The 22575-nt window shown below is 34.5% G+C and carries 9 protein-coding genes; 4 read left to right on the forward strand and 5 right to left on the reverse strand.

Features of this window, described 5'->3' with window-relative positions; all coding sequences use genetic code 11:
- Nucleotides 1–6: 6 nt before the first annotated feature.
- The gene (locus V4538_04525; protein MES2380282.1) at nt 7–666 is read left to right on the forward strand and encodes an endonuclease/exonuclease/phosphatase family protein; all 660 of its coding nucleotides are present in this window, start codon (nt 7–9) and stop codon (nt 664–666) included.
- An 87-nt stretch (nt 667–753) separates the two neighbouring features.
- Here V4538_04525 and V4538_04530 read toward each other — a convergent pair whose 3' ends face one another.
- The gene (locus V4538_04530) at nt 754–7401 is read right to left on the reverse strand and encodes an FG-GAP-like repeat-containing protein (GenBank protein MES2380283.1); all 6648 of its coding nucleotides are present in this window, start codon (nt 7399–7401) and stop codon (nt 754–756) included.
- 138 nt (nt 7402–7539) lie between these two features.
- Nucleotides 7540–10938: a vitamin B12-dependent ribonucleotide reductase gene (locus V4538_04535; protein MES2380284.1), complete on the reverse strand. Its 3399-nt coding sequence runs from the start codon at nt 10936–10938 to the stop codon at nt 7540–7542.
- A 772-nt stretch (nt 10939–11710) separates the two neighbouring features.
- Between V4538_04535 and V4538_04540 the strand changes: the two genes are divergently transcribed.
- The 3 genes from V4538_04540 (at nt 11711) to V4538_04550 (ending at nt 17207) form a co-directional block, all read left to right on the forward strand.
- A complete protein-coding gene (locus tag V4538_04540; GenBank protein MES2380285.1) occupies nt 11711–12463 on the forward strand; it encodes a geranylgeranylglyceryl/heptaprenylglyceryl phosphate synthase in 753 nt (250 codons plus the stop codon).
- A 93-nt stretch (nt 12464–12556) separates the two neighbouring features.
- Nucleotides 12557–15934, forward strand: a complete 3378-nt coding sequence (gene mfd, locus V4538_04545) for a transcription-repair coupling factor (GenBank protein MES2380286.1) — start codon at nt 12557–12559, stop codon at nt 15932–15934.
- Nucleotides 15935–15992: 58 nt separating this feature from the next.
- Entirely contained in the window at nt 15993–17207 is a 1215-nt protein-coding gene (locus tag V4538_04550; GenBank protein MES2380287.1) for a HAMP domain-containing sensor histidine kinase, read from the forward strand.
- A 60-nt stretch (nt 17208–17267) separates the two neighbouring features.
- Here V4538_04550 and V4538_04555 read toward each other — a convergent pair whose 3' ends face one another.
- The 3 genes from V4538_04555 to V4538_04565 all read right to left on the reverse strand — a co-directional run bounded on the left by V4538_04555 (nt 17268) and on the right by V4538_04565 (nt 22504).
- Nucleotides 17268–18047, reverse strand: coding sequence for a hypothetical protein (locus V4538_04555; protein ID MES2380288.1), 780 nt, complete (start codon nt 18045–18047; stop codon nt 17268–17270).
- Between the two features lie 8 nt (nt 18048–18055).
- Nucleotides 18056–19624, reverse strand: a complete 1569-nt coding sequence (locus V4538_04560; GenBank protein ID MES2380289.1) for a PQQ-binding-like beta-propeller repeat protein — start codon at nt 19622–19624, stop codon at nt 18056–18058.
- A gap of 168 nt (nt 19625–19792) precedes the next feature.
- On the reverse strand, nt 19793–22504 hold the full coding sequence (locus V4538_04565) for an OmpA family protein (GenBank protein MES2380290.1): 2712 nt from the start codon (nt 22502–22504) through the stop codon (nt 19793–19795).
- Nucleotides 22505–22575: the final 71 nt, after the last annotated feature.

Genomic DNA, 22575 nt, shown 5'->3' on the forward strand with positions numbered 1-22575 from the left:
TTATACATGAAAATTGCTACCTGGAATATTGAACGCTTAAAGCATAAAACTAATTTGGCAACCATAACCAGTATTTTAAATGGTTTGCAGGCTGATATTTTGGTGCTAACTGAAACGGATAAACAAGTAGTGTTAAGTAATTATCCATATTGCATTTCAACTCCTGCATTAATTAGTGATGAACCTCAAAATTATCTTCCTACTGAGAATAGAGTAACTATTTATAGCAAATATGAAATAGTGAATCAATATGCTACTTTCAACGAATACACTAGTTTGTGTGTAACACTTAAAACGGAACAAGGTGATTTGGTGGTTTATGGAACCATAATGGGTGTTTATGGTAATAGGCATGCTGATTTTAAAACTGACTTAGCCCAACAAATAATAGATTTTGATAAATTCTCTACGCATAATAATTTGTGTATTGTAGGTGATTACAATATAAGTTTTAACGATAATTATTACTTTACCAATTGGGGAAGAGAACAATTACTAGATAGTTTTAATAAGCATAATATCGAATTGATAACGTCTCAAATGCCTGCTTGTATTGACCATATAGCTATGTCAATTTTTTTTTTAAATAAACGAAAGGTATTGGTAACTGATTGGTTTTATAGCAAGCTATCTGATCATAAAGGGGTTTTGGTTGAGATTGAATAATTAAGGAATAAAAGGGTCTCTGACTAAACTACTTGAAATAAAAAAACCTTGCTGATTCAAAGCAAGGTTTTTTATTTTGGGTTAATTCTATTGGATAATAATATTTTTAAAGGCCGAGCCATTTTCGGTTTGTAACTGAATCAAATAGACTCCTTTACTCAAATTGGCATCGAATTCTAGTTCTTGCATACTATCTATAATTAATTTATTAATACTCCATACTTCTTGCCCAAGCATATTGATTAGTTTTAATTGTATGTTAGTCAGGTTTTTATTGTTTAGTTTTAAAGTAAAATGGCCATTATTTGGATTAGGGTAAATTTGCCAATCAAGGGTGTTGTTGCTTATGTTATGCAGACTCAAATTAGTAATATTTACATTTAACGAAGTGGTATCAGAGCAGTCTTGAGTGTTTTTTATTTCGGTATATACTTTTCCGGTTCCTAAGCTTTTCCATAATATGGTAACAGAATCGGTACCTTGACCTGAAACAATATCTCCATTCGTTGCTATCCATTTATAGGTATGATTAACTTGTTTATTTATTGAATAAATTATAGGGTTAATTAATCCTATTCCAGATGTTGGACCTTTAATATTTCCTATTATTGGTGAGGCATTTATAGTTATGTTTTTACTAATACTATCTAAACAGTTATTGTTTGATTTTACAATTAGTTTAACTGGATAGTTACCGCTATTGGTGTAACTTTGATAGGCAGTTTTAGCGGTCTGTATATTTCCAATGCCGGTGTTCCAGGTACTAGTTGTATTTGATGTAGTGTCTGTAAAAATAAAGTTATTGTTAATTAAACATTGGCTATCTTTATTAATAATAAATCCTGCTATTGGTTGAGTTAAAACGGTTACTGTTTTTGTTGCTGAATCTCTACAACCATTGGTAGTAAGTGATTTTAACTTAATTGTATATAAACCGGCACTAACGTATGTTTGATTGGCTATTTTAGAGGTTTGTATATTTCCAATACCTGTATTCCAAATACTAGTTGTATTTGATGTAGTATCTGTAAAAATAAAATTATTGTTAATTAAACATTGACTATCCTTATTAATAATAATTCCCACTATCGGTTGAGTTAAAACGGTTATTGTTTTTGTTACCGAATCAATACAGCCATCGGTGGTAATTGATTTTAACTTAACTGAGTATAAACCTGCATTGGCGTAAGTTTGATTGGCAATTTTGGAAGTTTGTGTATTTCCAATACCAGTATTCCAAATGCTAGTCGTATTCAGAGTAGTATCGGTAAAAACAAAGTTGTTATTTGTTAAACATTGCGAAACCCGGTTAGTTGTAAATCCAACTTTTGGTAATGAATAAAAAGTGATGCTGGTATCGAAAGAATTTGAATAACAACCTTTGTTATTTATTATTTTTAAATTGTAAACGCCATTATTTTTTACAGTAATAGTTTTATTGTTTTTATTCAAATCAACTCCATTTCTTTGCCAGTTGTATGATTGAATGGTATCTAGCGATTGCGCTATAAGTATGCAACTATCACCAAGGCACTTTCCATTTGAAGAGGATACAACTCTTTGTATATTAGGTTTTAAGTTAACACTTAATATACTATCATTTGATTTATAATAGCAATTAAATGTATCTTTAATAATGAAGGCATATGTTCCATGTTGTTTTATCATTAAGTTGGGTAAAGTATCTTTTACTTGAGAGATACCTTCATAATACCAGTTAAAGCTTTTCAAACCATTTATAATGCTAGACGATGCTACTACGCTATCGCCTTCACATATTACAGGTAATTTATTGAAAATTATTGCAGGTGATTTATTAGGTACAAATGTTATTAATGTATCTAATAAAAAATTACTGCAAAGGTTAGAATCAATTAATTTAATTTTATAAGTGCCGGTTGTTTTTATTTTTAATTTTGATGTAGTGTCTAAGGTTAAGGTAATACCGTTTTTGTACCATTGAAATTTATTGGCAGAGGTAGTTACTTCAAGTTGAAGGCTATCATAGCTGCAAATATTTCTAAAACCTTTATTTCCAGTAAGTGTACCTGTGGGTAAAGAATTTACAATTACTTGTGTATCGTTTGAGTATTTTATGCACCCATTAGCATTAGTTGATTTAAGTTTAACAGTTGCGGAGGATGTTATTTTTAAAGTGTTATTGGAATCCTGCAGTAATATATTATTTACATACCATCTCCATCTTAAATCTGCATTGTTTAATGAGTCAGCTATTAGCAAAGTACTGTCACCTTTACAAAAAATTAATGGTCTATTTGCTTTTAAAGCTATAGCATAATTGTTACTATTTGTACTAAACAAAGGAGCTGACCATTTACAATAATTTGAATCTATTATAATTGCATTATAATTTCCAGATTGCGTTATTTTAATACTGTTAAAGGAGTCTGAAGGCAAAGGGTTGTTATTTAGATTCCAATAAGTTTTGAATTTGCTATGAGTTGAGTTTACGGTCACCAAAACGCTATCACCGTTGCAAAAGATTGTGTTTCCGGTGTATGAATAGCCTGAAAATGAATTATTAAATGTGTTTATTTGTTTTGTTTGCGATTCTACGGAACATCCAATGCTGCTTTTGTAAACAACTTTATACTGACCCGCTGTTTTTATTGTAAGAGAGTTGACATTGGTACTGGTTAATAAGGTATTATTCCTATACCAATTGTAAAGTCCTGTTAAATTATTTACTCCTGCCGTTAAATTTAAACTATCATAATTGCATATACTAAAGCCTTTTGTACTGGATAATAATATTGTTTGTCCATTTTGACATATACTTATATTGAAATCAGTTGTGATAGCGGTATCCTTTGGTGAGGTTGAAATTATTCTTAATTTATAACTTCCTATTGCAGTGTTAGCAGGTAAAACACATAATAAAGTGTCTATACTCAAGCTACTTGTTTTCTGCCCAATATTTGCATTAATTATTGTACTACCTATGGAATCTAGTAATTGAACTTTAAATAAATTACCACTATTAAAAGTTCGCCCATAGGTATTGTAAGGTAAATAAAGGCTATCACCGTGAGAATAAACATATTTTTTTAATGGATTAATTTTGAATAGTTTTTGACTATTCTGCATTATTTCGTAATAATTAGTGGGACCATAATTTACTATAATTTCTGGTTTACCATCCAAATTTAGATCAGCTATTTTAAGTTCACCATCAATGGCATTAGAAGCATTTAAATATAGCTTGAAATTGTTGGTGTCTATATTTTGATTTACCATATTGTTTTTGTAAATCATTAGTCCGGTTTCATTAGTACTTGGTCCAGATACTATTAAATCAATTTTACCATCTCCCGAAACATCTTGTAGTCTAATTTTATTTGGTTTGTTAGGTAGTGAAAAAACAGCAGTAAGTACAAATGAATTAGAATCTAATATAATTCCTGTTGATATGTTTTTATAGATATATAGTTTATTATTTAGTGAATTGATAATTGCAAAATCTTCTTTTCCATCTTCATTGATGTCGGCACTTTCGATATTTTCCCACCCTGATGGTCCGCTAATTGCTAAAGTTGTGTCAAAAGAACTTGTGTTAAAGAAACCTGTATCATATGTATTTCTATATATTCGAATTGCACCTGTATTTTTGTTAGCAAATAAAATATCCGGCTTGCCATCATTATTAAAATCATTAATAGTTGCAGCAGTTAAATTTTGATTTCCACTTGACCACCCCAAAAATGGTTTATTATATTCTAAAATTCCCAATGCAAAAATGCTATAATTATTGTTGAAATTATTTCGGGTTACTAATCGGTCAAATACACCATCCTTATTAAAATCAGTTAATCCTAGTGTTAATCCGGGAGAAAATCCAACTGGGTTAGCTCCACCATCGCAACTAAAATTAGAACAACCAAAAGAGCCCGTTGCTGTTAATGAAGATGATAGCAAATCCATTCTTAAGTCACGATCAACATCAAAATTAGTTTGTAAGGTTCTATATGAAGTTTGGCTAGTCATAGCTATAGACCAAGACCGGAAAGCAAGTTCTATGCTATAATTTGGATAGGCCGGTGATAATGCATATGCAATACCATTCATATGAGATGAATAGTTATCTGGTCTACCATCTAAGTTTAAATCACCTGATGCTATACCATTTATTGTAATACTTCCATTATTGTAAGAAAAATGATTACTGTTAAATGTATAAGTTCCAGTCCCAAAAGAATCCTTACTTAAAAAATAGGGTTGAAATTTTTTAGGAGAGTAGGAGTCCCCTAATGATTTCCTTGTTACTCTTATAAAATCATTTGTTGCGCCAAAAGGGACTATAACTTCAATAGTTCTTTTGTTTATTATATTAAACTGGGATGCTTTTACTGTTCCAAATGTAACCGAAGTAGTCGTTGAAATGTTTGCATTATCAACCAAATAACTTACTTTGTTCATCATTAAATCATAGTCAAAATAATCACCATAGATAACTACTTTATCTCCTGGTTTAGCTTTTAGAGGAACTATGGAATCAATTCGAGGTATTTTTACTAGCGTTTTAATTACTATATCAATAGGTGCAAGCTTAGGAGCATAGTTTACGCTATCGGCTTTTACTTCATATTCTAACATCCTTATATTATAAGTGGTACTGCTGGAAAGCCCGTTTATATAAACATAAGAGCCGCTATCACTATAAATAATGTAATTAATATTTCCGTTTGTTTCTTTAATGGTATCTCCATCTCCATATTTATCATCTGCTAAATATATTTTATTTTGAATGGGACGCACGTTTGGTTTATTATCGCGTAAAGCCATAACCAACCGATTATTTCCGTCACCTTTTGTCCAACTTATTTTGGCACTAGAATCACTTATATTGCTAACTGTTACATTTGAAACTTGAACAGAAATCTGATCTTCAGTTCTAAAATTCCAATAATAAGCAGAGTCCATAAAATTAGCGCCTAGTCCTAGACCATGAGCTTCTATTACCGCTGCATAATAGGTGGTATTTCGTCTTAAGTTATTAAAGGTAAAAGTATCCTTATTGCCAATATACATTATATAGCCATTGGTCTCTAATGATGTGCCTAAACCAAAAGAATCTTTAGCCAGATAATTTGAATAGTCTACGGGCAGTTGTGTAATTGGACTTCCTTTTTTTAAAACAACAAGTCTTTGACTGCCATTGCCTTTATTTACATTGAACTTAGCTTTGAAGCTTTCAATAGAAATTATATTCACATTAGATGATTTAATGGTTGGTTGTGGCTTTAAAAAATTATTTTCTTTTATCCATAATCCATTCCAATAAGAAATCATATCTTGAGAATAATTGGTATCTAAGTCAGCTAAAATTAGGCTATTGGTGGTATAAGGACTATTTATATTTACTGAAAATGAAAATTGCCTTCTGTTGAGTGAGTCAGGTTCTTTATTTTGTAAATAAATTTTAGAGAGACCCGTTTGGAAGTTGCTAACAATAAAATCACTAAATCCATCCATATTTATATCGACAAACTTACTGTTGCTGTTACTACTATTCATAAGAAAAATAGGACTGCCATAAGTTACAATGGATCCGCTGAATCCGGTTATTCTGTTTTCAAAAAGATATGTATTCATATCAGTATGTAAAATGAAATCTATTTTGCCATCTAAAGTAAAGTCACCTATTTGGAATTTATTACTTGCTGAGAAACCGAAACTGAAGGGAATAAAGGAAATATTACTAGTTGTACTATTATTTAAAAAAATGGTATTGGATGCAGATCCGGTTGCAGGGCATACAATTAAATCCTGTTTGCCATCTAGGTTAAAATCGCCATTTAAAATTTTTGAGCCTAAAAGGGTATTTACTGTCCATGGTGTAGAAAGTAACAACGTATTCGAATTGGTCGATGTATTTAATAATATAACTGTTCCTTGCGTATTCGAATATACTGTGTCAAAGGTTATGGCTAAGTCCAACTTGCCATCGTTGTTAAAATCATTAATATTAAAATCTCTTGGTGAGTTTGTTAGATTGAATATTAAAGGACTACTTAAACTAAATACGTTAGCCGTAGAATTGTTTTTAAAGTAGTAGATTTTTTTGAATGTTTTATTAATACTTATAATGTCATCTTTTCCATCATTATTAATATCAGCAACGCCTAAAATTTTGTTTCCGGTACTATCAGACAGGCTAATATATGACTGAAAAGAATTTGCAATTTGGTATGTCTTACTATTTAAAAAAACTCTTGACCCGCCCGAGGAATTGGTTTCAACAAAGTCTATTTCATTGTCCAAATTAAAATCACCACTTGCAATTTGATTTTCTTGAACTATTTGACTGTAATCAACATAGCCGGTAAATGAACCAAATAAAATTACTGAACTGTCTGCATAGCTTCCGCCATTTTTATAGATTATAAATGGGGTAGAAGATTTAGTGCTTAAACCACTTTTTGTTATAGTAATGGGTCCTGATTGTGCCGATCTTGGAACTTTAACAATAAGTTGAGTCGTACTTGAAGAAAAAACAGTAGCTTTTATACTACCAAAAAACACAAAATTGCTATCTGGATTTGTATGAAATCCAGTTCCGGTTATTGTATCCCAATCATAATATTTTCCTTTTTCAGGAGAAAATGAATTAATAATTGGTATTTGTGAAAATAAAAAGGTAGTATTTATAATAAGAATAAATACTATAATGAACCTATAGAGTATTATTTTATAGTGTTTAAGGAAATTAATCATTTTGTTAATTCTAAAAATAGGCGCGAAGCTAATGATAAAATCACTTTAACAAAATACAAAAAAAATCCCCCTGTTTTGCAACAGAGGGATTTGATGTATATATAAATTTGTCCCCACATCGGACTCGTTAATTGTGGCTTAGCTGCAACCTGTGGTTGTACCACAAGTCATACATGTGTAGCAAGTACCTGCTCTCATGGTCATGTTACCACAAGCTCTACATGCCGGTGCTGAACTGTCGCCAAATAAATTACCTGTTTTTGCTTTTGTTGGAGCTATCAATGTATCGGTAACAGGACTTAATTTTTCGTGTTGCATTGGTTCAACTCTAACAAAACCAATGGTAGGTGCAGCTGTTTCTACTTTGGCTGTTATATGGCTTTCGTTACTATTGTAAATTGGATTTACAAGTACTGACGAAGGCGTAATGTTTTTATGTTGATTTACTGCCAAATGACTACGTTGTGTTTCAGTTGGCGGTACTTGAATAAAGTCTTCTCTGCCTAAGTATTCAAATCCTAACATACGGAACATGTAATCAATAATAGAGGTTGCGCTCTTAATATTATCATGTCCGCTTACCATACCTGCAGGTTCAAAGCGGGTAAAGGTAAATTTATCTACGTATTCATCTAACGGTACACCGTATTGTAAACCTAATGAAACAGCAATAGAGAAACAGTTCATTAAACTACGAAGAGTTGCTCCTTCTTTGTGTAAGTCAACAAATATTTCACCCAATGTTCCATCTTCATATTCACCTGTACGTACAAATATAGTTTGTCCGCCAACGGTAGCTTTTTGTGTAAAGCCACCACGTTTACCCGGTAATGCTTTGCGGGCTACAACGCCTGCTAATTTATGTTTAAAGGCTGTATCGTGTGTGCGGTTTAATATAGCTGTAGCTGCTTCCAATACTTGCTCAGGGCTTAACTCACTAACTGGTTTGTTAGCATCTTCGCCTAATACTGATTCAACTGTTTCCTGGATGTCTTCCTCATCTTTCACATCTGATTTGTTTGAAAGTGGTTGACTTAATTTACTGCCATCGCGGTAAATAGCATTTGCTTTTAAGCCTAAACTCCAGCTTAGGTAATAACATTCTTTAATATCGCCTTCGGTTGCTTCGTTTGGAACGTTAATGGTTTTTGAAATAGCACCACTTAAAAATGGTTGTGCTGCTGCCATCATACGGATATGACCTGTTGCAGCAATGTATCTTTCGCCTTTGCTACCACATTTGTTAGCACAATCAAATACTGGTAAATGTTCGTCTTTTAAGTAAGGCGCACCTTCTACAGTCATGGTACCACATATGTAATCGTTGGCCTCTTCAATTTCTGATTTGGTAAAGCCTAATTTACGTAATAAGTTAAAGTTAGGGTGGTTGTATTCTTCACTGGTAAAGCCTAAACGTAGTAAACAATCTTCGCCTAATGTCCATTGGTTAAATGCAAAGCCAATTTCAAATGCACCAGCAGCAGCTTTGTCTAATTTAGCAATTTCATCTTCGTTGAAACCACGGAATGTTAAACTTTCAGGGTTAATATGTGGAGCACCTTTTAAAGTAGCATGTCCTGTAGCATATTTAATAATGGCATCTATTTCTGATTCGCTGTAACCTAAGCTTTTTAAAGCTGCAGGCACACCCATGTTGATGATTTTAAAGTAACCACCACCTGATAATTTTTTGAATTTAACCAAAGCAAAATCTGGCTCAATACCTGTTGTATCGCAATCCATTACTAAACCAATGGTTCCTGTTGGCGCAATAACTGTAGCTTGTGCATTGCGGTAACCGTATTCTTCGCCCATTTGTACTGCTTTGTCCCAAGCATTGGTAGCAGCGGTTAATAAATAATCAGGGCAATATTTAGGATCAATACCTACCGGTTTAACTGATAAACCTTCGTATGCATCGGTAGCGTTATATGCTGCGTAGCGGTGATTTCTCATTACGCGCAACATGTGTTTTTTGTTTTCTTGGTATTTAGCAAATGGTCCAAGGTATTTAGCCATTTCTGCTGAGGTTTGGTAAGCTACTCCATTTAAAATGGCGGTGATAGCTCCACAAATAGCAAATGCTTTTGGTGAGTCGTAAGGAATACCCGAAATCATTAACAATGAACCTAAGTTAGCATAACCTAAACCTAAGGTGCGGTATTCGTAAGATAATTGAGCTACTTCTTTTGATGGGAACTGAGCCATCAATACAGAAATCTCCAACACCATTGTCCAAAGACGACTGCTGTGTTCAAATCCTTTTACATCAAACTCTAATGTTTCTGCATTGAAATACTTCATTAAGTTTAACGAAGCTAAATTACAAGCAGTATTATCTAAGAACATGTATTCTGAACAAGGGTTTGATGCATTGATACGGCCACCTTCTGGGCATGTATGCCACTCGTTAATGGTACTATCGTATTGTACACCGGGATCGGCACATGACCAGGCTGCATTGGCAATCATATCCCACATATCCTGTGCAGGAACTGATTTCATTACACGGCCATCGGTACGGGCTTTTAAATCCCAGTTTTTTCCTTCGTTTAATGCTTCGAAAAATTCGTGCGGAATACGAACTGAGTTATTTGAGTTTTGACCTGAAACGGTTGCATAAGCTTCGCCTTCATAATCGCTGGCATAACCCGCAGCTATTAAAGCAGCTACTTTACGTTCTTCGTTCTTTTTCCAATTGATGAATTCAATAATCTCAGGATGGTCTAAATCTAAACAAACCATTTTAGCAGCACGTCTTGTAGTGCCACCTGATTTAATAGCACCGGCTGAACGGTCTCCAATTTTAAGGAAACTCATTAAACCTGATGATGAACCTCCACCTGATAGTTTTTCATTGGCACCTCTAATGCGTGAGAAGTTGGTACCAACACCTGAACCATATTTGAATATACGTGCTTCACGAACCCATAAATCCATAATACCGCCATCGTTTACCAAATCATCATCTACTGAAAGGATAAAGCAAGCGTGTGGTTGCGGGCGTTCGTAAGCCGAAGTTGATTTTTCTAACTGGCCTGTTTTTGGGTTTACAAAATAATGTCCTTGTGGTTTACCTGTAATGCCGTATGAACTATGCAAACCTGTATTAAACCATTGTGGTGAATTAGGTGCTGCATATTGTCCTACAATCATGTAAGCCATTTCTTCATAAAATATCTGAGCATCTTCGCGCGAATCGAAGTAACCATAGTCTTCACCCCACTTCATCCAGCAATGAGCCATGCGGTGAGCAACCTGTTTAATACTTGTTTCGCGACCTATAGTTCCATCGGGTTGCGGAACGCCAGCCTTACGGAAATATTTTTGAGCTAACACATCGGTAGCAACCTGACTCCAACTCTTCGGGACCTCTACATTGTTCATTTCAAAAACAACGCTTCCGTTTGGATTTTTAATAATTGAGGTGCGATAGTCATACTCAAACATGTCGTAAGGACTTACACCTTCTTTGGTAAAGTGTCTTTCAATTTTAAGACCTTTAGCATCGGTGGTTTTTTTGCTGGCTTTACTCATTTATATTGGTAATTTTATTGTTATAAGGGTATTAATTATTTTATGTTTCAAATAGACGAGGTTTTATCTGTTAAAAGTTTCGATAGAAATCTTGTTTACTTGTCTCCCAAAAGTGCACTCGAAAATGTGTTAAATCAAATTCGTGTTTCCACAATGTATAATAGAAGGGTGTCCAGTATATAGTAAATATTGAGAAATGGGGTGTTAATAAGCTAGTTTTACACAAAAACGAAGTGAGTGTTGGTAAGGCTTTAGCGGCTTGTATAACTACACACGTTTTCAGTGGTTTGTCTAATTTTTATGACAAGTAATCCACGGTTTTTTTTCTAATTTTTTTTAATTGATAAACTTTTCAACACCAAATTGAGAATGATTGAAAAACCCAGTATTACCTAGGTGTTTTTCTGTGGGTTTGGCAAATAATATAAATTTTGCGGTGTTAAATTTTTAGTGCATGGCACGAAAAAGGCAATCACTTGAAAACGGCAGATTAAGTTTTTGTAAAATTTATTTTATGCTTTTTTGTTTATTTATTCTACTGGTTTATAGTTTGTTTTATGGTTGAATAGTATAAAATAAAACAAAGTAATATGAATTACTATTTTAGCTAAACAGCACTGTTTGTTTGTGTAATGGCTTAGTTAAGAATATTATTCTAACCTTAATTTATTTACTATTCTATAAATTTACCGAAAGGCATTATTATTAAATTAAAAAATTAGCCTTTATTTGCCTTGCAAATTTATTTTTAAGCCCATTCAAAATTTTGACATTGACTATACTAAATGCATTAAAACAAAAAAAGACTAAAGGAACCAAGCAATTGGCTGTTTTAATTGACCCTGATAGTGTAGCTAGTGAAGCGCAATTGCTTACTACCTGCGAGTTATGCAACAAGGCAAATGTCGATTTGATTTTAGTGGGTGGCAGTTTAATTACAAATGGTTTTTGGAGTAAATGTGTAAGTCTTATAAAAGCACATACCAAAATTCCTGTGGTATTATTTCCGGGTAATATTATGCAAGTGCACGATGAAGCCGATGCCATACTTTTTTTAAGTATGATTAGTGGCAGAAACCCAGACTTATTAATTGGTAAACATGTATTGGCTGCTCCGGGTTTAAAAAAATCTGGCATAGAAGTAATGCCTACGGGTTATATGATAGTGGATGGAGGTAATATAACTAGTGTAATGTACATGAGTAATACCATGCCTATTCCGCACGATAAAGATAGTATTGCAGCTTGTACAGCTATGGCTGGCGAAATGTTGGGTTTACAGGTAATGTATATGGATGCGGGTAGTGGAGCTCATCGCCCAATATCTGCCAGCATGATCAGTGAAGTGAAAAAGAGTATCAGTTTACCTTTGTTTGTAGGTGGTGGTATCAAAACAGCTGAACAAGCCATAGCAACCGCAAATGCCGGTGCTGATGTGGTAGTGGTGGGAAATGCTTTTGAAGAAAATCCGGGTTTAATTTTGGCATTAGCTGAAGCTATACATGGAATGGCAGTAGCCAAATAATTTATTTAAAGCTTTAAGCAATTAAAGCAAGTATATTTTTAATTTTAAAAACCCGGATAAGTTTTATTCGGGTTTTTGTTATTTATTTTATAATTGAAAATTCAAGAATTAATAGGGCTTTACAGCCAAAGCGAAAGTGTAAATAAAATAGCTAAAAGTTTAAACAAAACTAAACAGGCTAAAGTACATGCAAAAGGAATGGTAGGTAGTATTGATGCTATTGTTGCCACTTGTATATATCAGTTTAATTTCAGAACACAGGTATTTGTATTTAACAATGTTGATGAAGCCAAATATTTTTATGCTGATTTAGAAAGTTTAATGGAAGGGAAAACGGTATTGTATTTCCCTGCTTCCTACAAAAGAAGTTTTCAAATAGATATGCTTGAAAACAACCAGGTATTGGAACGGGCTGAAGTATTAAACAGGCTAAACCAAAGGTTGAGCAAGGGAGATTTAATAGTTACTACCATTGATGCCTTGGCTGAGCTGGTAATTAACGAAACGGAGTTAACACAAAATACTTTTGAGATAAAAGCAGGTTCTACTTTTGACTTAGAATTTTTTATTGATTTTTTAACGGAACATCATTTTGAAAGAAGCGACTTTGTTTATGAAGCAGGTCATTTCAGTATTCGTGGTGGTATTGTTGATGTATTTTCGTTTAGCAACGATATGCCCTACCGTATTGAGCTTAATGATGATATAATAGAAAGTATTCGCGTGTTTAACCCGGTTGATCAGCTATCGGTTACCAAAGTAGATCGATTTTTTATTATTCCCAACGTACAAAAGCAGGCTGAAAAACAACGCCAGACTTTTTTTGATTATTTGCCTGATGATACTATTTTTTTTACCGAAAATATAAGACTGAGTGCAGAGATATTATCTACGGGAATAGAACGTGCTGAATTAGGCCTGGCACGTATAAAAGAGCAAAAGGATACAGAGAATGCCATAGCATATGAATCTGTTTACGATGTACTGATAAGTGGAGAGAAGCTGGTAGGTAGTTTGGTTAATTATGCCTGTATTGAAATGGGGGTAAAGGGTGGCTTTGACCACGATGAAGTGGTGCAGTTTAATTGTTCACCACAACCTACTTTCCATAAAAACTTTAAAATGTTGATTGAAAATTTAAAACAAAATCAACAACAAAAATTAAGTAATTTAATATTTAGCGATACCAGTAAACAGATAGAAAGGTTATATACTATTTTTAACGATTTGGATAAAACCATTGAGTTTAATCCTGTTTACCACGGTATATCAAAAGGGTTTATTGACCATGATTTAAAACTGGCCTGCTATACGGAACATCAGGTGTTTGACAGGTTTTACAGAGGCAAATCAAAAACACGTTATAACAATTCGAAAATTATAACACTGAAAGAATTAAGGGAGTTAAAGCCCGGTGATTTTGTAGTGCATGTTGACCACGGAATAGGCAAGTTTGCCGGCTTGGAAAAAATAGAAGTAAGCGGACGTGTGCAGGAAGCGGTGAGGCTTATTTATAAAAACGAAGATTTGTTATATGTGAGCATTAACTCGCTACATAAAATAACTAAATTTACGGGTAAAGAGGGCACTGAGCCTCGTTTAAATAAACTGGGTAGCGATGCATGGGAAAAATTAAAAACAGCCACTAAAAAGAAAGTAAAAGATATAGCCCGAGATTTAATTCAATTATACGCTAAAAGAAAAGCACAAAGCGGGTTTCAGTTTAGTGAAGATACATACTTGCAAGTAGAGTTAGAAGCGAGCTTTATGTATGAAGATACGCCTGACCAGGCCAAAGCTACTGCCGATGTGAAAAAAGACATGGAAAGCCCACACCCAATGGATAGATTGGTTTGTGGTGATGTGGGTTTTGGTAAAACAGAAATAGCTATGCGTGCGGCCTTTAAAGCCGTAAGTGATAGTAAGCAAGTAGCTATATTGGTTCCTACTACCATTTTGGCTAACCAACATTACCGTAGTTTTAAAGAAAGGTTTAAAGACTTTCCTTGTACGGTTGATTATATAAACAGGTTTAAAACAGCTAGTGAACAAAAGGATGTTTTAAAGAGAACTGCAGAGGGAAAAGTAGATGTACTGATTGGTACGCATAAAATTTTAAGTAAGGATATTAAGTTTAAAAACTTAGGCTTAATGATTATAGATGAAGAGCAAAAATTTGGTGTAGCTGCTAAGGAAAAACTAAAAAGCATCAAAGTAAATGTTGATACCTTAACACTTACCGCTACACCTATTCCGCGTACCCTGAATTTTAGTTTAATGGGTGCCCGCGATTTATCAATTATTAACACACCTCCACCTAACAGGCAGCCTGTAAATACGGAGTTGCATTCTTATAACGATGAGCTGTTACGTGATGCGGTGCTTACCGAAGTAGAACGGGGAGGGCAGGTTTTTTTAGTACACCACAGGGTAAAGGATATTTATGATATAGCCAATAGAATTGAGTTTTTATGCCCGGGGGTAAAAGTATGTGTGGCCCACGGACAAATGGAAGGCGATAAGCTGGAAGATGTAATGGTCCGTTTTATTGAAGGTGAGTATGATGTGTTGGTGGCTACTACCATTATTGAATCGGGTTTAGATATATCCAACGCCAATACCATTATTATTAACAATGCACAAATGTTTGGCTTAAGTGATTTACACCAAATGCGTGGAAGGGTAGGGCGTAATAATAAAAAAGCGTTTTGCTATTTGTTAGTGCCAAGTGTGGCTACTTTAAGTGCTGATGCCAGACGCAGGTTGCATGCTATTGAAGAGTTTAGCGATTTGGGCAGTGGCTTTAATGTGGCCATGCGCGATTTGGATATACGTGGTTCGGGTAATTTACTGGGGGGTGAGCAGAGTGGCTTTATTTCGGAAATAGGTTTTGAAATGTACCATAAAATTTTAGACGAAGCCATTCAGGAATTAAAAGAAGATGAATTTGCCGATGTATTTCAAGATCAGCAAATACATAAAATAGAAGCCAAAGACTGTGTAATTGAAACTGATTTTGAGGCATTGATTCCGGATGAGTATGTGCGCAATATTGGCGAACGTTTAAGTTTATACAACCAGTTGTCGTCTATTAATGAAAGTAGCGAACTGGAAAAATTTGCCAACGATTTGGTGGACAGGTTTGGACCTTTACCTAAGCAGGTAGTTGATTTAATTAAAATTATAGAATTACGTGAGTATGCTAAACGCATTGGTTTTGAGAAACTGGTTTTGAAAAATAAGCTTTTGATAGCCACTTTTCCTAACGAGAATAACAAAGCTTATTATCAGTCAGAGTTGTTCAGCCAACTGCTACAATTCATCCAACAAAATGGTTCGAGCAGTAAATTGAAACAAACGGGTAAAGTTTTACAACTTCAATTGGTTAATATAAATAAGATAGCAGATGGCTTGCTGTTTTTCAATACTTTATTAATAAAATTAGAAGGAATTTTAACAAGTATTAGGTAAAACTTTTTGGACTTGCTAAAAAGTTTTATATTGTTAAATTTGCTCAAAACCAAGCATTATGACTAAAAACGTGGAGCAAGATAGATTGAAAAAACTGCTGGAATATCAGATTCTTGATACCCCAGAAGAAGCGGATTTTGATGAACTCGTTAAATTAGCATCAAGTATATGTAATACACCTATTTCTTTAGTTTCATTGATTGACGATAAGCGACAATGGTTTAAAGCGCATATTGGATTATCCGTAAGAGAAACGGCAAGAGAAATATCATTTTGCCAAAATGCTATTTTAACCAATGAGTTGTATATTATTGAAGATGCTGTGCATGATAAACGATACGCTAGCAATCCTTTAGTTACCGGAGACCCCAATATAGGGTTTTATGCGGGTATGCCTTTAACTACTGAAGATGGATATAATTTGGGTACTATTTGTGTAATAGACAGAGAGCCCCGTATATTAAACCATCACCAACAAGAAGCTTTGAAAATAATAGCCAAACAGGTTATAAAATTGTTGGAGTTGAAATTGAGTGTTTTAAGAGAAAAAGAAACCAGTAAGCAGCTTGAAAATACTACTGTTGAGTTAAAAGAAGCCAATAAAGTAAAAGATAAAATTTTTAGTATTGTGGCACATGATTTACGCTCACCTTTGCGTAATATAAACTCTATTTTAGAAATGTATAAAGATGGCGATATTTCAGAAGATGAAGCAGCCGAATTTATTAAATCGTTAAGTCATAAAGTAAGAGAAACGGCCGATATGATTGATAACTTATTGAGTTGGGCTAAAACCCAGATCAATAATACGGAGGCATTTTTCCAAGAAGTTAATTTGCTTGAACTGGTTGAAAATAAAGTAGGCTTATTTAAATCCGTTGCAGAAGATAAAGGTATTTCTTTTGAAGTTGACATAGCCCAATCAATCAATGTGAAAGCAGATATAGAAATGCTTAAAATAGTATTCCGTAATTTAATTAATAATGCCATTAAGTTTAGTAATCCCAATGGAAAGATTACGCTTAAAGCTGTTGTGGAAGGTAATGAAGCCATTGTATGTGTAGCAGATAATGGAACAGGGATAGCGGCTGGTGATATTGAAAAATTGTTCTCGGCTACTACCCACTTAAGCACATACGGTACTAAAAACGAAAAAGGTACCGGAATTGGTTTGCAATTATGTAAAGATTTACTGGCTAAAAACAATGGAAATATTTGGGTGGAGAGTGAGTTAGGAAAAGGAAGTTGTTTTTATTTTTCTATACCATGCTAAATTTACAAGCGTATAAAATGATATAAAAAGAGGTTGCCATAAACAACCTCTTTTTTGTTTTTACAACAAGGCATTTTGTATCCTAAAACCAATAATAAATTGATTCATGTTGCTGACAAAAGGAGCAGAGCCACTATAAAATTTATCATCACCTATGCTTTGCATAAAAGTGTATTGCCCTAAAAGCCACCAACGCCCTTGCGAACCTATTGGATATTCTCCCCTGAAGCTAAAGTAAGTTGCCCTGCTGTAATTATCGGTGCCGCTGTCGTACCAAATGGTTCCAATGGCTCGTTTATCGGCTACCGATTCGGAAATACAATATTCGCCTCGGACTACAAAAGGTCTTGTAAAGTTAAATAAATCGCCATCTAAATTAGGTGTGCCAAAGCCCCCCGCATTGCAAGTTTGCCACCTGAAATCAAAACCTGCCAAAGCACCCCATTTTTTGTTGCGGTAGCCCGCTAAAAGCAAATAACCGAAGTTGGTGTTCATGCTGAATGTTTTCTCCTTGTCAGAAGCACCGGCAGTTGGTTTGCGTGCATCACCTTGTAAAAGACCCAAGTTAATATCGAAATAAAAAGCATCATGCACGGTGAATGCACTTTTCTTATCCCAAAGGGCCGATACTATTTTTACTTCGTTTGATAAATGTATGCCGTTAGCTGAATGGCCGCTGTTGCTGTCTTTAGGTGTTAATGTCCAATTGCTATAACCTATATTTACTCTCATTACGTCTCTTATACCTTCTCTGCTTAAATAAATATATTCCTGTGCCCAGCAAAAAGCAGTTAAGTTTATCAATACAATAGTGATGCTTAGTTTTTTTACTGTTTTCATAGGTATTGTTATTTTGTTTTAAAGCGTAATATTTTACCACCATCAAATTTTACAAACTCTTCTCCATCCTCTGTAAACCAAGGGCGATAGGTGTCGTCTATTTTACCCAGTATAGCTCCAGTTTCTATATCTAGTCTGATAAACTTTTTCAAGTCACCGGGCTCTTTACCTGTCCATACAAAAAAGGCATCGCTTACAAATTGTGTTCTGAAACAATTACCCGTGTTGGTGCCAAATATTTTTTTACCATCAGCTTTGCTTAAACGGGCTACACCTTCACGTCCTTCAATCAGTATATCGTTTTTAAAGAATTGTAAATTAATAGGCTCTCCTATATCCAGACCTTTGTTCTCTACATTAAATATTACTTTCCCTGTACTTGGCTCAAAAGCAAAAACATTTTTATTAGAGGCTACGTAAATGTTTTTATCATCGGTAATAATATTGCTAATGCTGCTGCTAAATTTATCACCGGCAGGTTTTGTTTTCTCCGTTTCCCAAATCAGTTTTCCAGTATTTAAATCATAGGCTTTTAAGCCGAAATCGCCAATCATTTTAAACTCGGTTTTGCATACATCAAGTGTTGAACTGTTTGGGTTAGGAATGTACGATTGGGTAATGATGTCGCCACCAAAACGGGCTATCAATGTATTATTTACAATCATTAATTGTGGTACTACTGCATTTTTATCAATAGGTTCTGATTTCCATAATACACTCCCGTTCTCTGCATTTAGCTTTTTGATACAGTAATTGTTTTTTGATAAGTCGGCAATGTATATGGCGTTACCAACCAATAATGGAAAATCGGCACGGCCTACTGTTTGTGTTGATTTAAAAAGACCAAAGTTAAATTGTGAATTATCGAAAGTGGTTTGCCACAGTATTTTGCCTGACTGTAAATCAATACAAGTAATGCCTTCGTAAATGGCAAATACTTTATTGTCCTGCGCCATTAAACTCAATTGGTTGTCAAAATAACTTGAACTGGTATTACCACATAAGCTGGCTACGAGGCTGGCATCAAAAGTAAGTGTCCAGTTAATATCACCTGCACAGGTTAAGTTTACTTTGCGTTTTGATGAACTCATGGCTGAACCACCCCAGCTTTTTTCGTAACTGGCATTAATAATTACATTTGGATTACTCAGTGAAAGCGTTCCTTTGTCTTGCCATTTTGAATTTGGTTTTGTTTTTTCAGTACGTGAATTAGCATCAGCAACTACTTCCATCGTTTTATCATCTATGAAGTAAGTAACAACATCGCCTTTCTTTTCACCTTTGAATTCAATTTTCACCAGAGCTTTTGATTCTAACCAGCGCCAGTCGGTACATTTTTTCTTGCCAAACTTTGCTTTCATGTTCAGTTTCCAAAGCTCTTTGCCATCTACACAACTAAACATACCAATATCTTCTAAGTCACCGGCCAGTACTTTACTTACATCATCGCTAATGGTTTTCCATTCGGCATTGAGGGTAAATTTGGCAGTTAAAATTTGAGGAAAGGTTTTTTGCGCATGTGCATATTGGTTTGCAGTGAGTGCAAAAACGCAACAAATAATCAATAATTTTTTCATGATGAATAAGGAAATTTTGTATTTCAAAATTGCATGAAATGTATAAGCTATCTATCGCATGAAATACGTATTTTGTAGTACGTAATAAGTGTGTTATGGAAACCTTATAAAACACCAAAAGCTGTTTCGGTTCAATGAAACAGCTTTTTAGTGCATATAAAACAGTTTTTAGAAGCTTAATCCTACTCTGTAACCCCAATAGTTAATTTCACTACCTGAGGCTTTGTATAAACCACCTTGTATAAACTTCCATCTGGCGTTTACACCAATGCGTGTGTGGTTTACATTATCCATTATTTTATCGTTGCGCAGTGCGCCTATGCTGTAAATAAACTCAGGCCCAACTATAAATTGTTTTACTTTGGCAATATATCTTAAGCCTAAAGGAATGTTTATGTTGTATAAACCATCGGTTCCTTTACTGGCAAAGTATTTTATTTCCCAACCCCATAAAATATTTAACGGTAGTTTGATAAGTGGTTTTAATTGAATGTTCCTGATATTGGTATAACCTGCACCCCAGTCAATACTATCCGGATTATTGTAATAATATTCTAAATGGTTTTCGGCTAAGTTTTTTGCATCGCGTACAAAGGTTATAGATACACCTTGGCTTATACCTTTTATTTCGTAGCCATGGTTAAGCAAACTAATGTTGAAACGTTTTAAAATATTGTCATCAATATTTAAAGCAGTACCGTTAAATGAGCCGTTATATTTATTAGGTGTATAAGGTATATTGTTACTAATAGGTTTGTAAACCGTGTTACATTCGCTTCCGCTTGGTAAACCTCCTTTGCGTGCAGCGGCTTGTAGTAAAGGTAGCATCTCACCTTTTTTAATAGCGGCTGCAGCTATCGGATCTTCTTTTTTCTTTTTATCATCTTCAGTTGCTACATCAGCACCTTCTTTGTCTTGTTGTAGTTTTAAAATTTTAGCCTCAACCCTTCGGTTTAGTTGTCGGCCTTCGTCAGTTGCATTGTTGGCAATGGGTGTCTTTTCGCCATAACCAACTGCCATAATTCTGTTGCCGTTAATACCTTTATTGGTTAAATATGTTTTTACACTGTTTACCCTTTCCTGCGATAGAATCTGATTAGCTTCGTCTTTACCGATACTATCCGTATGGCCGCCTAACTCTATTACTATATCGCTATTGCTTAATATTTCATATAGCTTATCTAATTCCTTTTTAGAGTCATCGCGTAACGTTGCTTTACCCAAGTCGAAGAATATATTTTTTAGCTCAAAGGTTACACCAATTTGCGCGCGTTTAACCTGGAAGTCTTTTTGCAATTGCAGGTCTTCCGTGTTTTCCGTCATCCAGTCGTATTTGGCTTGGTAAAGCAAGTTTTCCATTTCCTCCACAGCAGCTTTGTATGCATGGGTTTGTTTTTCGTAGGCATCAAAAGTTTCTCTTATTTTTTCTGTGTTGGTTTGGTTAAGCACACCCAACTGGTAGTTTAAACTATCCATTTTAATTTTAAGGGCATCTAGTCTGCTGCGTTGTAAAGTTATTTTCTGCTGAAAAGTAAAACGTTTACGGTACTTGTCAGGATTGGTTAAATCAATTACTTCGCTGTAGTATAAATAACCTTTCATATCAATAACGGCTAAGTATTTTTTATTCAATGGCAAGGCTGCTGAATAATACCCGGTACTATCGTTACTGGTAGCTTTGGTTACAACGGTATTGGTAGCCATATCAATAAATTTAATGTTTACCTGTGCGGCACTGTCTTTTTCGTTGTAAACATTTCCGAAAAGTTTAAATAGTTGTTCCGGACGTAAACTAAAAGGCATTAGAAATTTGTATATATCCGCTTTTCCATAACCATCGGGTGCATCGCTGCGTACTACATAAGCTAACTTACCCGAAGCAGGAATTGATAAATCCATATCACCATCCAAAGTATTGATGTATTTACCTAAATTAACAGGTGTACTCCAGTTGGTCCAGGTATCATCAAGCCTGCGGCTTACAAAAATATCTTCTTCACCAAAGCCGGGTAAACCGTTTGATGAGAAATAAAGTGTTTTACCATCGGCAGCTAAAAACGGAAACTTTTCACTCTGGGTCGTATTCACGGTTGTTCCTAATGAAATGGGTTTTGCCCAACCATTTTCAGTTAGTGTGGTCATAAACATTTCACTGCCTCTACCGGTTACATCTGTACAATAAATAAGTGTTTTTCCATCAGGCCCAACACAGGCTAACGACTCCCATATTTTGGTATTAATACTACCTCCAATATTACAAGGTGTACTCCAGCCTGATTCTGTTTTTACACTATAAAATAAATCACCACCACCAAAACTACCGGGATAGTTACCAAATAGTATAGCTACTTTTTCATCAGGCGAAATAGATAATAAGCCTTCGTTGCTTTTGGTATTGAACTGGTAAACCTGTTCAGGCGCTTTCCAAATGCCTTTATCGTCCAGCTTACTTACAAAAACATCTTCTTTACCACTTGCTCCCGGCCTGTTATCCGAAATGAAGTAAAGTGTTTTTCCATCTTGTAAAATACGAGGTAAAAAATCTTCATCGCTGCTATTAATAGTAGCACCTAAGTTTTCTACTTTTACCATTTCATCTTTGCGTTCCAATAAGCCAATCAACTTATCAGCCTCTGCTTTATCAGCACCGCTGTATTTTTCTTTGTATAGTTTTAAAGCTTGTATGGCTTCATCAAATTTTTGCTGAGCAAAATAACTTTTAGCTAAGTTTAAATATAACGATGGATTGGTTTGCACTTCCCGCTCATAAGCGAATTGAGCACGTGCATAATCCTTGTCTTTAAAGTACTTTTCGCCATTTTGTGCAAAAAGATTTACCGTTGCTAAGGCAATCAATAATGTGAGTATTGTTTTTTTCATAGACAGTTTGTTTTAGGTAGACAAACATATTCTATGCTTTAATTGAATACTATACGCAGTACTACGTATTT

It is taken from the genome of Bacteroidota bacterium, assembly GCA_040388375.1.
In the GTDB taxonomy this organism is placed as follows: domain Bacteria; phylum Bacteroidota; class Bacteroidia; order UKL13-3; family UKL13-3; genus JAAFJM01.

What these genes read in the sequence shown, in the direction of transcription:
- V4538_04550 (MES2380287.1), top strand. Translation starts at nt 15,993, where the DNA reads ATGACTAAAAACGTGGAGCAAGATAGATTGAAAAAACTGCTGGAATAT.
- V4538_04530 (MES2380283.1), bottom strand. Translation starts at nt 7,401, where the DNA reads ATGATTAATTTCCTTAAACACTATAAAATAATACTCTATAGGTTCATT.
- V4538_04525 (MES2380282.1), top strand. Translation starts at nt 7, where the DNA reads ATGAAAATTGCTACCTGGAATATTGAACGCTTAAAGCATAAAACTAAT.
- V4538_04565 (MES2380290.1), bottom strand. Translation starts at nt 22,504, where the DNA reads ATGAAAAAAACAATACTCACATTATTGATTGCCTTAGCAACGGTAAAT.
- V4538_04555 (MES2380288.1), bottom strand. Translation starts at nt 18,047, where the DNA reads ATGAAAACAGTAAAAAAACTAAGCATCACTATTGTATTGATAAACTTA.
- V4538_04560 (MES2380289.1), bottom strand. Translation starts at nt 19,624, where the DNA reads ATGAAAAAATTATTGATTATTTGTTGCGTTTTTGCACTCACTGCAAAC.
- V4538_04535 (MES2380284.1), bottom strand. Translation starts at nt 10,938, where the DNA reads ATGAGTAAAGCCAGCAAAAAAACCACCGATGCTAAAGGTCTTAAAATT.